Annotated in this window: 13 protein-coding genes; 8 read left to right on the top strand and 5 right to left on the bottom strand. The window is 70.3% G+C overall.

Annotated elements, in window-relative coordinates; all coding sequences use genetic code 11:
* Positions 1–2,051, bottom strand: a 2,051-nt coding sequence (locus tag ACZ5CR_RS13205; RefSeq protein WP_468856803.1) for a DEAD/DEAH box helicase, incomplete at its 3' end; no start/stop codon positions are given.
* A 464-nt stretch (positions 2,052–2,515) separates the two neighbouring features.
* Between ACZ5CR_RS13205 and ACZ5CR_RS13200 the strand changes: the two genes are divergently transcribed.
* The gene (locus tag ACZ5CR_RS13200) at positions 2,516–3,253 is read left to right on the top strand and encodes a ferritin-like fold-containing protein (protein ID WP_468856800.1); all 738 of its coding nucleotides are present in this window, start codon (positions 2,516–2,518) and stop codon (positions 3,251–3,253) included.
* Between the two features lie 328 nt (positions 3,254–3,581).
* Here ACZ5CR_RS13200 and ACZ5CR_RS13195 read toward each other — a convergent pair whose 3' ends face one another.
* The 4 genes from ACZ5CR_RS13195 to ACZ5CR_RS13180 form a co-directional block, all read right to left on the bottom strand.
* Complete coding sequence (locus ACZ5CR_RS13195) at positions 3,582–3,854, bottom strand: hypothetical protein (protein ID WP_468856797.1); 273 nt, start codon at positions 3,852–3,854, stop codon at positions 3,582–3,584.
* 244 nt (positions 3,855–4,098) lie between these two features.
* Positions 4,099–4,326, bottom strand: a complete 228-nt coding sequence (locus ACZ5CR_RS13190) for a DUF3107 domain-containing protein (RefSeq protein WP_383272662.1) — start codon at positions 4,324–4,326, stop codon at positions 4,099–4,101.
* A 128-nt stretch (positions 4,327–4,454) separates the two neighbouring features.
* Positions 4,455–5,096, bottom strand: coding sequence for a TetR/AcrR family transcriptional regulator (locus ACZ5CR_RS13185; protein ID WP_468856795.1), 642 nt, complete (start codon positions 5,094–5,096; stop codon positions 4,455–4,457).
* Between the two features lie 144 nt (positions 5,097–5,240).
* Positions 5,241–5,483 (bottom strand): hypothetical protein, encoded by a 243-nt coding sequence (locus ACZ5CR_RS13180; RefSeq protein WP_468856792.1) that lies wholly within the window; start codon positions 5,481–5,483, stop codon positions 5,241–5,243.
* Between the two features lie 239 nt (positions 5,484–5,722).
* Between ACZ5CR_RS13180 and ACZ5CR_RS13175 the strand changes: the two genes are divergently transcribed.
* The 7 genes from ACZ5CR_RS13175 (at position 5,723) to ACZ5CR_RS13145 (ending at position 13,870) form a co-directional block, all read left to right on the top strand.
* Positions 5,723–6,712, top strand: coding sequence for an alpha/beta fold hydrolase (locus ACZ5CR_RS13175; protein ID WP_468856791.1), 990 nt, complete (start codon positions 5,723–5,725; stop codon positions 6,710–6,712).
* 8 nt (positions 6,713–6,720) lie between these two features.
* On the top strand, positions 6,721–8,172 hold the full coding sequence (locus tag ACZ5CR_RS13170; protein WP_468856788.1) for a DUF3152 domain-containing protein: 1,452 nt from the start codon (positions 6,721–6,723) through the stop codon (positions 8,170–8,172).
* A gap of 101 nt (positions 8,173–8,273) precedes the next feature.
* On the top strand, positions 8,274–8,366 hold the full coding sequence (locus ACZ5CR_RS13165; RefSeq protein ID WP_344520500.1) for an Ms4533A family Cys-rich leader peptide: 93 nt from the start codon (positions 8,274–8,276) through the stop codon (positions 8,364–8,366).
* Positions 8,367–8,533: 167 nt separating this feature from the next.
* Positions 8,534–10,261: an ABC transporter substrate-binding protein gene (locus ACZ5CR_RS13160; protein WP_468856786.1), complete on the top strand. Its 1,728-nt coding sequence runs from the start codon at positions 8,534–8,536 to the stop codon at positions 10,259–10,261.
* Positions 10,262–10,281: 20 nt separating this feature from the next.
* A complete protein-coding gene (locus tag ACZ5CR_RS13155; protein ID WP_468856784.1) occupies positions 10,282–11,274 on the top strand; it encodes an ABC transporter permease in 993 nt (330 codons plus the stop codon).
* Positions 11,271–12,260: an ABC transporter permease gene (locus ACZ5CR_RS13150; protein WP_468856781.1), complete on the top strand. Its 990-nt coding sequence runs from the start codon at positions 11,271–11,273 to the stop codon at positions 12,258–12,260. The genes ACZ5CR_RS13155 and ACZ5CR_RS13150 overlap by 4 nt, the downstream gene beginning before the upstream one ends.
* Entirely contained in the window at positions 12,257–13,870 is a 1,614-nt protein-coding gene (locus ACZ5CR_RS13145) for a dipeptide ABC transporter ATP-binding protein (RefSeq protein WP_468856779.1), read from the top strand. The genes ACZ5CR_RS13150 and ACZ5CR_RS13145 overlap by 4 nt, the downstream gene beginning before the upstream one ends.
* Positions 13,871–14,058 lie beyond the last annotated feature (188 nt).

Below are 14,058 nucleotides of genomic sequence, written 5' to 3'. Positions count from 1 at the left end.
ACGGCCTTGCGCGTACGCCGACGCGGCTTGGCGGCGGGCTCCTCCGTCGTCTCCACGGCCTCGACCGTGTCGACGACAGCCTCCGCTGCCTTGCGGGTCCTGCGGCGCGGCTTGGCGGTGGGCGCCTCAACCTCGGCCTCAGGGGCGGGGGTTTCCGCGACGACCTCGGCGACCGGCTCCGCGGCCTTGCGCGTACGCCGACGCGGCTTGGCGGCGGGCTCCTCCGTCGTCTCCACGGCCTCGACCGTGTCGACGACAGCCTCCGCTGCCTTGCGGGTGCGGCGGCGCGGCTTCGTGGCGGGCGCCTCGGCCTCGACCGTCTCCACGGCCTCGACCGTGTCGACGGCGGCTTCCGCAGCCTTGCGGGTCCTGCGGCGCGGCTTGGCGGCGGGCGCCTCAACCTCGGCCTCAGGGGCGGGGGTCTCCGCGACGACCTCGGCGACCGGCTCCGCAGCCTTGCGCGTACGCCGACGCGGCTTCGTGGCAGGCGCCTCGGCCTCGACCGTCGTCTCCACGGCCTCGACCGTGTCGACGACAGCCTCCGCTGCCTCCGAGCCGCTACGCGTCCGGCGACGGCGACGCGGCGTGCGCGGCTCCGTCAGCTCGGCCTCGGGGGCAGACGCAGACGCAGACGCAGGGGCAGGGGCAACCGCGGCGACCTCCGCCACGGCCGGCGCCTCCAGCGGCGTACCCGAGCGAGTGCGGCGACGCCGACGCGGCGTACGCGCCTCACGCGGCTCGCGCTCCTGCTCAGGGGCGCTCCCGCGGTCACGGTCACGCCCACTGTCACGCCCGCCGTCACGGCCACGGTCACGACCGCCACGATCGCGGTCCCGCCCGCGCGAGCCACCCTTGCCGCCCGTCTCGCCGAGGTCCTCGACCTCTTCGGCGCGGAGCCCGGCACGGGTCCGCTCCCCACGCGGCAGCACACCCTTCGTGCCCACCGGGATGTTCAGCTCCTCGTACAGGTGAGGAGAGCTCGAGTACGTCTCGACCGGGTCGCTGAGGCCGAGGTCCAGCGCCTTGTTGATCAGCTGCCAGCGCGGGATGTCGTCCCAGTCGACCAGCGTGATCGCGATGCCCTTGGCGCCCGCGCGGCCGGTGCGGCCGATGCGGTGCAGATACGTCTTCTCGTCCTCGGGGGACTGGTAGTTGATGACGTGCGTGACGCCACCGACGTCGATGCCGCGCGCGGCGACGTCCGTGCAGACGAGCACGTCCACCTTGCCGTTGCGGAACGCGCGCAGCGCCTGCTCGCGGGCGCCCTGGCCGAGGTCACCGTGTACGGCGCCCGAGGCGAAGCCGCGCTTCTCGAGCTGCTCGGCGATGTCGGCGGCGGTCCGCTTCGTGCGGCAGAAGATCATCGCGAGTCCGCGGCCGTCGGCCTGCAGGATGCGCGAGACCATCTCGGGCTTGTCCATGTTGTGCGCGCGGTACACGTGCTGCTTGGTGTTCGCGACGGTCTGGCCCTCGTCGTCCGGCGCGGTGGCGCGGATGTGCGTGGGCTGCGACATGTAGCGACGGGCCAGGCCGATGACCGCGCCCGGCATGGTCGCCGAGAACAGCATCGTCTGACGCTTCGCCGGAAGCATGTTGATGATCCGCTCGACGTCGGGCAGGAAGCCCAGGTCGAGCATCTCGTCGGCCTCGTCGAGGACCAGGCACTTGATGTGCTTGAGGTTGAGCTTCTTCTGGCCCGCGAGGTCGAGAAGACGACCCGGCGTGCCGACGACGATGTCGATGCCCTTCTTGAGGGCCTCGACCTGCGGCTCGTAGGCGCGGCCGCCGTATATGGCGAGGACGCGTACGTTCCGCGCCTTGCCGGCGGTCAGGAGGTCGTTCGTGACCTGCTGGCACAGCTCACGGGTGGGGACGACGATGAGCGCCTGCGGGGCGTCGGTGAGCTGCTCGGGCTTGGCCCGGCCCGCCTCGACGTCCGCGGGGACGGTGACGCGCTCCAGGAGCGGGAGTCCGAAGCCGAGCGTCTTGCCGGTGCCGGTCTTGGCCTGGCCGATGACGTCGGAGCCGGAGAGCGCTACGGGCAGCGTCATCTCTTGGATGGGGAAAGGGCTGATGATGCCGACGGCCTCAAGGGCCTCGGCCGTCTCGGTGAGAATTCCGAGATCGCGGAAAGTCGTAGTCAGGGCATTGCCTCTTCTGTGAGACGCGGCCCGAGGCGAACGCTGGGGGTCGTGACCGTGCCACTACCGCCGGCTGCTTTGGGGGGCTGGGCCGGGGGCGCGGGACCACTGCCTGCGCTCGAGCGCTCGTACCGCTGAGGTTCCCTCCTCGTGCCGTCCGCACTTCGCGGGCCGCCTGGAGGGCTGTCGGGTCGGAGCCGATCGGGCCTCCGACCGGGCATCCTCATTCATACGGCCCGACGAATATTCGACAGGCGCATTACCACTGTACCCCGGAATCTCGCAGCCGTGTCTGGCGATTAGGTCACGTAGTCGTCGTCACAGTCACTGACCAGGCCCTTACACGTTGCCGCGCGCGGGCTATTGTGCGGTTTATGGAGACGCCTGACACTGCCGCTGACACACCTGCCGAACCCACCGGAATCGCCGCCCAGGACTGGAAGACCGCCGCTGACGAGCCGCACTACCGCGCCGCGGTCGTGGATCTGCTCGGAGCGCTCGCCTACGGAGAGCTCGCGGCATTCGAGCGGCTCGCGGAGGACGCGAAGCTGGCGCCGACGCTCGGGGACAAGGCTGAGCTGGCGAAGATGGCGTCGGCGGAGTTCCACCACTTCGAGCGGTTGCGGGACCGGCTCTCGGAGATCGGCGCGGACGCCACCGAGGCGATGGAGCCCTTCGTGGAGGCCCTTGACGGTTTCCACCGGCAGACGGCTCCTTCGGACTGGCTGGAGGGCCTGGTCAAGGCGTACGTGGGCGACTCGATCGCCAGTGACTTCTACCGCGAGGTCGCGGCGCGGCTCGACGGTGACACCCGTCGTCTCGTCCTCGGTGTGCTCGACGACACGGGGCACGCGAGCTTCGCGATCGAGAAGGTGCGCGCCGCGATCGACGCGGACCCGCGCGTGGGCGGGCGGCTCGCGCTGTGGGCGCGGCGGCTGATGGGCGAGGCGCTTTCGCAGTCGCAGCGGGTCGTTGCCGACCGGGATGCCCTGTCGACCATGCTGGTCGGGGGCGTAGCCGATGGCTTCGACCTCGCCGAGGTCGGGCGGATGTTCTCCCGGATCACTGAGGCGCACACGAAGCGGATGGCTGCGCTGGGGCTCGCCGCGTAGTCGCTGGGGCTCCGGGGGCTGGGGGCTGCTTTTTCACCCGCGTTTTCACCTGCGGGCGCGTTGTGGTTGGGCGCGCAGTTCCTCGCGCCCCTTTGGGTGTCGTGGTGGGGCTGCTGTTTTTGCCTGCGGGCGCGTTGTGGTTGGGCGCGCAGTTCCTCGCGCCCCTTTGGGCGTTGTGGTGGGGCTGCTGTTTTTGCCTGCGGGTGCGTCGTGGCTGAGCGCGCCGGTCCCCGCGCCCCTTCGGGGGCGCCCGTGCGGCGGTGCCGCGTATGCCAGAGCCCCGCGTCCGCGCCCCCTTGGGCGCGGCCTCCTGCGGGCCCCCGGCGCCCTACGCCGTCGCTGAGCGACGGCGCAGTCGGCTGCGGGTGGGGCGGATCAGGAGTGAGAGCAGGGCCGCTGCCACTGCCACCGCGCCTACGAGTGTGGCGGGTGCGTGGCCGGCGCCGATGGCCATGTGCGTGACGAAGGAGCCGATCACGCCGCCCGCGGCCCCGGTCGACAGGACCAGGTCCCGCGCGGGGAGCCGGTGGGCCAGTCGGTGGGCCGTGGCCCATGCCAGGGCGAAACCGAGCAGTGCAGAGCCGAGTGCTTCCAGAATCACAGGGTGTCCCTCCCTCGCGGCCAGGTGCAAAACGGTCGTAGCCGGTCTTACCCCTGGCAGCCGGAACGCAATCCTCCAGAGCCTCCGCGCCTCCAGAGTCTCCGGGCCTCCGCGCCTCCAGAGTCTCCGTGCCTTCGCGCCGACGCGCCTGAAGTGCGCGAGGCGCGTCAACACACGAGAACGGCCCGGTGGTTGTGACCACCGGGCCGTTCTCGTTGTTCGTCCTGCGTGCAGCGCCCGTGAACTACAGGGCGCTGAAGCCCACCTTGCGCGCGGTCGGCTCGCCGAGCTCGACGTACGCGAGGCGGTCGGCCGGAACCAGGACCTTGCGGCCGTGGTCGTCCACGAGGCTCAGCAGCGGCGACTTGCCGGTCAGCGCCTCGGACACCGCGTGCTCGACTTCCTCGGCACTCTGCGTGCTCTCGAGCACGATCTCGCGGGGCGCGTACTGCACGCCGATCTTGACCTCCACGGCTTTGTCCCTCCGACGGTCAGTGATGTGCGCGGCCGTCCGCGCCGTACTCAGCACACATTAGCCCGGTGAGGCGATGCTCATGCTTTCGCCGCTGCACGCCAGGAGCGAACAGAGATCGGGAATGCTCAGTGACCGTCCAGGCCGTGCAGCGGGAAGCCCGCGATACCGCGCCAGGCCAGCGAGGTGAGCAGTTCCACCGCCTTGTCGCGCGGGACCGTGCTGCCGCTGGCGAGCCAGTACCGGGCGACCACCTGTGAGTAGCCGCCGAGCCCCACGGCGAGCAGCATCGCCTCGTCACGGGGCAGGCCCGTGTCCTCGGCGATGACCTCGCAGATCGCTTCCGCGCACTGGAGCGTGACCCGATCCACGCGCTCGCGGACCGCGGCCTCGTTCGTCAGGTCGGACTCGAAGACGAGGCGGAAGGCACCGCCCTCGTCCTCCACGTACGCGAAGTAGGCGTCCATCGTGGCCGCGACCCGCAGCTTGTTGTCCGACGTGGACGCGAGCGCCGTACGGACGGACTGCAGCAGTGATTCGCAGTGCTGGTCGAGCAGAGCGAGGTATAGGTCGAGCTTTCCGGGGAAGTGCTGGTAGAGCACCGGCTTGCTGACTCCGGCGCGCTCGGCGATGTCGTCCATCGCCGCCGCGTGGTACCCCTGCGCGACGAAGACCTCCTGTGCCGCGCCCAGCAACTGATTGCGTCGGGCACGACGCGGCAGGCGTGTGCCCCGTGGGCGCGCTGCATCTGTCTGCTCGATGGCTGTCACGCCGCCTCCCATGATCGTGAATGTGCGGTGTGCGCCGCGCGGCCATCGTACTTTTCGGTAACCCTGATGTGCGCGGTACGAGCGGAGAATTTCAAGGACTGGATGCCCGCGAAACCCATGCGTAGCAGGGCAAACACGGGCAGCTCAGCGATAGTCGTCCTCGTCGATGTTGACGACGCGGGCCTGTTCGGCCAGGTCGGCCTCGTTGGCCGCGTCCGTGTCCGCGCCCTCCAGGGAGTCGTCCCGGCTCGGCGCGAGGTCGGTGTGCTGCTCCGCGGCATCGGCCTCAGGTGCCTCGGGGCTGATGTCGTTGATGCCGGTGATGTCGGTGTTGCCGGTGGTCTCTTCGGTCTGGAAGGTCTCGGGGTCGGACGGGTCGACGGTCATCGTGGCTCTCTTCCCTACGGAGTCCCTTGCGGACTAGGAGTCCCTTACGGACTAGTGGTGCGAGTGCCCAGTGCGCCCTCTTCTATGAGCCTAGGAGACCTCCGAACCGGGCGCTACGTGATCTCCGGGCGCCGCCGTCGCGATCCGTGACGGTGAATTCGGTATCCGTGACCACGAATATCAGGATCTGTGACTGCGAACACATGAGCCACCGTGTGATCGTCTCGTAACATTGCCGCATGTCTTCGACCGAGCTGCCGATCCTGATCGCCGCCTCCGTCGCCCCGAAACCGGGTGCCGTCGGGGTCGCGCCGGGCGAGCGGATCGACTCGGTCACCCTCTCCGGGCTCACGCTTTCGGTGCGTTCCAGACCGCCGGTCCGCGAAGGTCTGCCGCCCGCGCTGTACGTGCACGGGCTCGGCGGGTCCTCGCAGAACTGGTCGGCTTTGATGCCGCTGCTCGAGGACGTCGTCGACTGTGCGGCGGTCGACCTGCCGGGGTTCGGCGACTCGCCGCCGCCGGACGACGGCAACTACTCGGTCACCGGGCACGCGCGCGCGGTCATCCGTTATCTGGACGCCCGCGAGGACGGGCCCGTGCATCTGATCGCCAACTCGCTGGGCGGCGCGGTCACCACGCGCGTCGCCGCCGTCCGCCCCGACCTGGTCCGCACCCTCACGCTGATCTCGCCCGCGCTCCCGGAGCTTCGGGTGCAGCGCACGGCACTGCCGACCGGGCTCCTCGCGGTGCCCGGCGTCGCGAGCCTGTTCACCCGGCTCACCAAGGACTGGACGGCCGAGCAGCGGGTCAGCGGCGTCATGGCGCTCTGTTACGGCGATCCGGGCCGGGTCTCGCCCGAGGGGTACAGCGCGGCCGTGCGGGAGATGGAGCGCAGACTCGCCCTGCCGTACATGTGGGATGCGATGGCCCGCTCGGCGCGTGGCATCGTGAACGCTTACACCATGGGCGGGCAGCAGGGTCTGTGGCGGCAGGCGGAGCGGGTGCTCGCGCCGACGCTGCTGATCTATGGCGGCCGGGATCTGCTCGTCTCGTACCGTATGGCGCGCAAGGCCGCTGCCGCGTTCCGTGACTCAAGGTTGCTCACGTTGCCCGACGCGGGGCATGTGGCGATGATGGAGTATCCGGATACGGTGGCCACGGCAATCCGCGAACTCCTCGCGGACACAGGAGAGTTGAATGCATCCGGTCAGTCGAGCTCGGGGAGCTGAAGCGGCGAGTGGGACGTCATAGCCGCCGAGGTTCGGTCGACCTCGAAGACAACACGGGCAGTACGGACACTGCCGACATACCGTCACCGCAGGGCGCACGCCCGCCAGGTCCCGGCACCGGGCGCCGCAGACGCGCCCCGGGGGACGGCGGCACGCCCGCGCACGGGATCCCGCAGGCGACCCCGCCGCATGGCGTCCCGCAGGCCACCCCGCCGCACGGCATGCCCCAGGCCACACCTCCGCGTGGCACGCCGCACGTCCGTGGCGGGCACCCCGAGCAGCGTGAGCCGGGTGGGGCCTGGGGAGCCGGGCCCCGGACCGCGCCGCCCCGCGTGCCGGGCCCCCGTCGTGAGTACGTGGACGCGTTCGGCGACGAGATCCCCGAAGAAGACCTTTTCGCGACCGGTGCGACCCGGGTCGCACCCGCCCCGCCCGGCGCCCCGACCGGCATCCCGCCCCGCGACCCGTACGCCTCCGTCACCGACTGGGACCGCGCGGTCGACGAGGACGAGGAAGCCCACGGACAGCTCTGGTCCGAAGGATCTGAGGGAGCTGAAGGTGCTGAAGGGTCCGGCGCGACCGGCGGGACCGACGGCCCCGGCGGCATCGCGGACGACCAGGACGATCAGGACGACGACGGCAAGGGCGGCAAGTCCGGCGGCGGCAAGGGCCGTACCTTCACCGGCATAGCCGCCGCCGCTGTCACCACCGTCCTCGCGGTCGTCGTCGCCGGGCAGGTGGCCGACGGCGCAAAGGATTCCGCTCCCCGGACGCAGGCCGCGAAGGGCCAGGAAGACCGCGCCGCGGCCGATGACGCGTCCCGCTCGGACGACCGGCCCACGCCCGCGGAGTCCGCCCCGGCGACGTACGAGACGAAGATGGCCAAGAAGTACCCGCTCGACGCCAAGCTGACGGCGTCCGGTGACTTCGACGCGATGGCCGGGTTCGACAAGGCGCCCGGCAAGGGGCAGAAGTTCCGCTACCGCGTCGACGTCGAGAAGGGCATGGGCCTGGACGGCGAGCTGTTCGCGGCGGCCGTGCAGAAGACCCTGAACGACGACCGGAGCTGGGCGCACAACGGCGGCCGGACCTTCGAGCGGATCTCTTCGGGGAAGCCCGATTTCGTCATCACGCTCGCCAGTCCGGGGACGACCGGGAAGTGGTGCGCGAAATCCGGGCTCGACACCCTTCAGCAGAACGTCTCCTGTGATTCCGCGGCCACGGACCGCGTCATGATCAACGCCTATCGGTGGGCGCAGGGCGCCAAGACCTACGGCGACCGCATCCACCCGTACCGGCAGATGCTGATCAACCACGAGGTCGGCCACCGGCTCGGCTTCAATCACACGGACTGCACGAAGGACGGCGAGCTCGCGCCCGTCATGCAGCAGCAGACGAAGTTCCTCAATCACGACGGAATCAAGTGCAAGGCCAACCCTTGGGCTTTTCCGAAGAGTTGAGAGAGCAGGCCCCGGCGAATCGACCACGCGGTGAGCGTTCTGTGCTCACCGTGTGGTCGACGGCTTTGACATCCGCCGAAAGTTCGTTCATATTTCTCCGCATGTCGCCTCGTCACGCCTCCTCGCGCGCCGCCCTTGAGCTGGCGCTCTTTGGCGTGACCGCGCTCTGCGTGTCCGACATCCACTGTTGCTGACGCCCGCCCCTGGCGCGTGCGTCGCTTTCATTCCGGACCCTGTGCACCCTTTGCACCTTCCGCTGCACCTTCCGCGGTCCTGACTGACCTTCTTCGGCGGCCCCGGGGCGAGCTCTGCTCTTTTCAAGCGCTCTTCCCCTGCTTGCTTCTCCGAGAGGTCCCTTCCCATGCGTCAACCGTCCGTCATAGCCCGCCGCGTGGCAGCGGCATCCGTCAGCCTCGTCCTGGCAGCGGGCGCCGCCGCCTGCGCGGGCCCCGAGGACAACGACGCCGGGAGCGGCGGCGCCGAGGGCAAGCCCGCCAAGGGCGGCACCCTCACCGTCCTCAACAGCCAGCCGCAGGTCGACTTCGACCCGGCGCGGCTCTACACCTCCGGCGGCGGCAACGTCCCCTCGCTCGTCTTCCGCACCCTGACCACCCGCAACCGCGAGGACGGCGCCAAGGGCTCGGAGGTCGTGCCCGACCTCGCCACGGACCTCGGCAAGTCGAGCAAGAACGCCACGGTGTGGACGTACACCCTGAAGAAGGGGCTCAAGTACGAGGACGGTTCGGCGATCACCTCCGCCGACGTCAAGTACGGCATCGAGCGCTCCTTCGCCGGTGAACTCTCCGGTGGCGCGCCCTACTTGAGGGACTGGCTGATCGGCGGTGACAAGTACGCCGGACCGTACAAGGACAAGAGCGGCAAGGGGCTCGAGTCGATCGAGACGCCCGACGAGCGGACCATCGTCTTCCACCTGAACAAGCCCGAGGGCGAATTCCCCTATCTGGCGACGCAGACGCAGTTCACGCCCGTCCCCAAGAGCAAGGACAAGGGCACGAAGTACGAGGAGCACCCGGTCTCGTCCGGCCCGTACAAGGTCGTCAAGAACGAGAACGACGGCGAGCGCCTCACCTTGGAGCGCAACCCGCACTGGTCGGCGAAGACCGACCCAGAGCGCAAGGCCTACCCGGACAAGATCGACGTGCGGTCCGGCCTCAACTCGTCCGTGATCAACCAGCGGCTCTCGGCGGGCCAGGGCGCGGACGCCGCCGCCGTGACCACCGACACGAACCTCGGCCCCGCCGAACTCGCCAAGGTCACCGGCGACAAGGCCCTCGCCGCGCGGGTGGGCACCGGGCACTTCGGATACACGAACTACCTCGCCTTCAACCCGAAGGTGAAGCCCTTCGACGACCCGAAGGTGCGCCAGGCCATCTCGTACGCCGTCGACCGTTCGTCCGTCGTCAACGCCGCCGGCGGCTCCTCGCTCGCCGAGCCCGCGACGACGTATCTGCCGAACCAGAAGTCCTTCGGATACACGAAGTACGACCACTTCCCGGCGGGCAAGTCCGGCAACACGAAGAAGGCCAAGGAGCTCCTGAAGGAAGCCGGTCACAAGGACGGGCTCACCATCACGCTGACCCACTCCAACGCCAAGGACTTCGAGACGAGCCCGGAGATCGCCACCGCGATCCAGGACGCCCTGAAGAAGGCCGGGATCACGGTCAAGCTGGAGGGTCTCGAGGACAACGACTACAAGGACAAGGTCCACAGCGCCAAGACCGAGCCGGGCCTCTTCCTCGCCCACTGGGGTGCCGACTGGCCCTCCGGCGGCCCCTTCCTCGCCCCGATCTTCGACGGGCGGCAGATCGTGAAGGACGGCGCCAACTTCAACACCGGCTTCCTGGACGACAAGTCGGTCAACGACGAGATCGACGAGATCAACAAGCTCACCGACCTCGACGCGGCCGCCAAGCGCTGGGGCGCCCTCGACAAGAAGATCGGCGAGCAGGCCCTGACCGTGCCGCTCTTCCACCCGGTCTACAAGCGCCTTTACGGCAAGGACGTCAAGAACATCGTGATCAGTGACTGGACGGGCGTCCTCGACGTCTCGCAGGTCGCGGTCAAGTAAGGGCTACTGGTCACATCACCATGAGCGAGGCCCTTCTGGCCCCGGAAGCGGGGACGGGCGTCACGGCGCCCGCCCCGGCTTCCGGTGCCCGTCAGTTCTGGCGGCGGCTGCGTACGCAGCGCGCCGCCCTCGTCGCGGCGGCCGTCGTCGCGCTGCTCGTCCTGGTCGCGCTCGCCGCGCCGCTGCTCACCGCCATCGAGGGCCAGGACCCCAGTACGTACCACCCCGACCTCATCGACTCCGGGCGCGGCGGCGTGCCCATCGGCTCGTTCGGCGGGATCAGCGCCGAGCACTGGCTCGGCGTCGAACCGCAGACCGGGCGCGATCTCTTCGCCCGTCTCGTGTACGGCGCGCGGGTCTCCCTCGGCGTCGCGCTCGCCGCGACCCTCGTCCAGGTGCTGCTCGGCGTCTGCGTCGGCATCGCGGCCGGGCTCGGCAACCGCTGGGTCGACCAGGTGCTCAGCCGCGCCACCGACGTCATCGTCGCCATGCCGCTGATGGTCCTCTCGCTCGCCCTGATGGCGATCGTGCCCAGCGGCTTCCCGCGCCCCGTCCTGGTCGCCCTGGTCATCGGGCTCGTCGCCTGGGGCAGTACGGCCAAGATCGTGCGCGCGCAGACCATCACCCTCAAGGAGCTCGACTACGTGGCCGCCGCCCGGCTCAGCGGCTGGAGCACCTGGCGCATCGCGCGCCGCGAACTCCTGCCGGGGCTCGCCGCCCCCGTCATCACCTACGCGGCGCTGCTCGTCCCGATGAACATCACGGTGGAGGCCGCGCTCTCCTTCCTCGGCGTCGGCGTCAAACCGCCGACCGCGTCCTGGGGACAGATGCTGACCTCGGCCGACATCTGGTACCAGGCGGCGCCGCAGTACCTACTGCTGCCCGCGGGGGCGCTGTTCGTGACGGTGCTCGCACTGACCGTCCTGGGTGACGGCGTGCGGACCGCGCTCGATCCACGGGCCGCGTCGCGGCTGCGGATCGGGACCGGGCGGAAGCGGGAGGGCAAGGCATGACCGGCTTCCTCCTGAGGCGCGCGGTCGGCGCCCTCGTCACGCTGCTCGCCATCTCCGTGATCATCTACGCGGTCTTCTACGTCGCTCCCGGCGACGTCGCCCAGATCACCTGCGGTCCGCGCTGCTCACCGGCCCAAGTGGCCCAGGTGACCGAGCAGCTGCGGCTCGACGATCCGGTGTACGTCCGCTACTGGGACTTCCTCCAGGGCATCTTCGTCGGCCAGGACTACTCGACGGGCACGGGCGTGGAGCACTGCGACGCCCCCTGCCTCGGGCTCTCCTACCAGAGCGACCAGCAGGTCACCCAGCTGATCGTGGCGAAGCTGCCGGTCACCGGGTCGCTCGCGCTCGGCGCCATGGTGATGTGGCTGATCCTCGGCGTCGGCACCGGCGTCCTGTCCGCCTGGCGGCGCGGGCGCGTCACCGAACGCGTCCTGACCGCCGTCACGCTCGCGGGCACGGCCACACCCGTCTTCGTCATCGGTCTCCTCCTGATGATCGTGGTCTGCGGCCAGCTGAACCTGCTGCCCTTCCCGCAGTACGTACCGTTCACCGACGACCCTCAACAGTGGGCGTGGAACCTGCTCCTGCCCTGGCTGTCCCTCGCGCTGATCGAGGCCGCCAAGTACGCGCGCCTCACCCGCGCCTCGATGCTGGAGACCCTCGCCGACGACCATGTGCGGACGTTTCGCGCGTACGGCGTCGGGGAGCGGTCGATCATCGGCAAGCACGCCCTGCGGGGCGCGTTCGCCCCGGTCATCGCGATGAGCGCCAACGACTTCGGGTCGATGTTCGGCGGCGCCGTGCTCAGCGAGACGCTCTTCGGCCTGCCCGGCATGGGGCGCGAACTGGTGCACGCGGTCAAGGTCGTCGATCTGCCGGTCGTGGTCGGCATGGTCCTGGTGACCGGCTTCTTCGTAGTGCTCGCCAACGCCGTCGCGGACGTCCTCTACGCGGTGGCCGACCGAAGGGTGGTCCTGTCATGAGCGTGGCCCAGAGCCTCGTCCAAGTGACCGACCTGGTGGTCGACTTCGGTGAGACGCGCGCCGTCGACGGGCTCTCCTTCACGCTGGAGAAGGGCGCCGCGCTCGGCCTCGTCGGCGAGTCGGGGTCAGGCAAGAGCACGGTGGCCTCCGCGCTGCTCGGGCTCCACCGGGGCACCGGCGCGGGCGTCGACGGATCCGTTCTGGTCGGCGGCATCGACGTACAGGAAGCGTCCGGTGAGGAGCTGCGGCGCCTTCGGGGCGGGAAGGCCGCGATGGTCTTCCAGGATCCGCTGTCGTCCCTCGACCCGTACTACGCGGTGGGCGACCAGATCGCCGAGGTGTACCGCGTGCACACCGGGGCCTCGCGCAGGGCGGCACGCGCGCGTGGCGTCGAAGTGCTCGACCGGGTGGGCATTCCGGATGCCGTGCGCAGGGCGCGCTCCCGGCCGCACGAGTTCAGCGGCGGCATGCGGCAGCGCGCGCTCATCGCCATGGCGCTCGCCTGCGAGCCCGAGCTCCTGATCGCCGACGAGCCGACGACCGCCCTGGACGTCACCGTGCAGGCCCAGATCCTCGACCTGCTGCACGGGTTGCGGGCCGAGACCGGGATGGGCCTGCTCCTGGTCACGCACGACGTGGGCGTCGCGGCGGAGAGTGTCGACGACGTCCTGGTCATGCGGTACGGCAGGTCCGTCGAGCGGGGGCCCGTGCGGGAGGTTCTCGGCGCGCCCGGGGAGGCGTACACGAGGGAACTGCTCGGGGCGGTGCCCCGGGTGGACTCGCCGCGTGAGATCGCCGCCCCCGCGCAGGGCGACGTCGTCCTCGAAGCGGTCGGTCTGCGCCGGGAGTTCGGGCGCGGAAAGCGTGCGTTCGCCGCCGTGGACGACGTGTCGCTCACGGTCCGCCGGGGGGAGACGCTCGGGATCGTGGGGGAGAGCGGCAGCGGCAAGACGACGCTCGGCCGGATGCTGGTGGGGCTCCTCGATCCCTCGGCGGGGGAGATCCGGCACGGGGGCGCGTCGGCGTCGGCCGACGGGACGCGGGCCGGGGTGCAGATGGTGTTCCAGGACCCCGTCTCCTCGCTCAATCCGCGCCGCGGCATCGGGGAGTCCATCGCCGATCCGCTGCGCGCGCGGGGCGAGCGCGACGACTCCGTCGTGCGCGCACGCGTCAGCGACCTCATGGAGCGCGTCGGGCTCGATCCGGCGTACTACGGGCGCTATCCGCACGAGTTCAGCGGCGGCCAGCGTCAGCGTGTCGGGATCGCACGGGCCCTCGCGGCCGACCCCCGGGTCATCGTGTGCGACGAGCCGGTCTCGGCGCTCGACGTGACGACGCAGGCGCAAGTGACCGCGCTCCTCGCCGAACTGCAGAAGGAGCACGGGCTCGCGCTCGTCTTCATCGCGCACGACCTCGCGGTGGTACGCCAGGTCAGCGACCGGGTCGCGGTGATGAGGAAGGGCCGGATCGTCGAGCAGGGAACCGTCGACGAGGTGTACGGGACGCCCCGACAGGCGTACACCAAACAGCTGTTGGCGGCCGTGCCCGCGCTCGACCCGGAGGCCGCGGCACAGCGCCGCACGGCCCGCAGGGAGCTGGCCGCAGCTTAACGTTCCGTAGCGAAAGAGCGCTCTCCCGGTGCCATAGCGCGACAGAACGCTACCGGCACGGGAAAGTTACGGCCGTTCACCCCTTTTGGTGGGGGGGGGGGGGGCGACCCCCCCCCCCCCCCCCCCCCCCCCCCCCCCCCTTCTCCCCTTCCGGCACCGGGTTTCCATCAGACCTTCCTCCTCGAGAA

It is taken from the genome of Streptomyces sp. NPDC031274, from assembly GCF_055570235.1.
The sequence above is the reverse complement of the archived record's forward strand: the minus strand, read 5'-3'. Positions and strand labels throughout refer to the sequence as shown.

Bases quoted from the DNA above. Each gene is read 5' to 3' on its own strand.
- ACZ5CR_RS13200 (WP_468856800.1), top strand. From the start codon at position 2,516: ATGGAGACGCCTGACACTGCCGCTGACACACCTGCCGAACCCACCGGA.
- ACZ5CR_RS13145 (WP_468856779.1), top strand. From the start codon at position 12,257: ATGAGCGTGGCCCAGAGCCTCGTCCAAGTGACCGACCTGGTGGTCGAC.
- ACZ5CR_RS13155 (WP_468856784.1), top strand. From the start codon at position 10,282: ATGAGCGAGGCCCTTCTGGCCCCGGAAGCGGGGACGGGCGTCACGGCG.
- ACZ5CR_RS13165 (WP_344520500.1), top strand. From the start codon at position 8,274: ATGTCGCCTCGTCACGCCTCCTCGCGCGCCGCCCTTGAGCTGGCGCTC.
- ACZ5CR_RS13175 (WP_468856791.1), top strand. From the start codon at position 5,723: ATGTCTTCGACCGAGCTGCCGATCCTGATCGCCGCCTCCGTCGCCCCG.
- ACZ5CR_RS13150 (WP_468856781.1), top strand. From the start codon at position 11,271: ATGACCGGCTTCCTCCTGAGGCGCGCGGTCGGCGCCCTCGTCACGCTG.
- ACZ5CR_RS13160 (WP_468856786.1), top strand. From the start codon at position 8,534: ATGCGTCAACCGTCCGTCATAGCCCGCCGCGTGGCAGCGGCATCCGTC.
- ACZ5CR_RS13180 (WP_468856792.1), bottom strand. From the start codon at position 5,483: ATGACCGTCGACCCGTCCGACCCCGAGACCTTCCAGACCGAAGAGACC.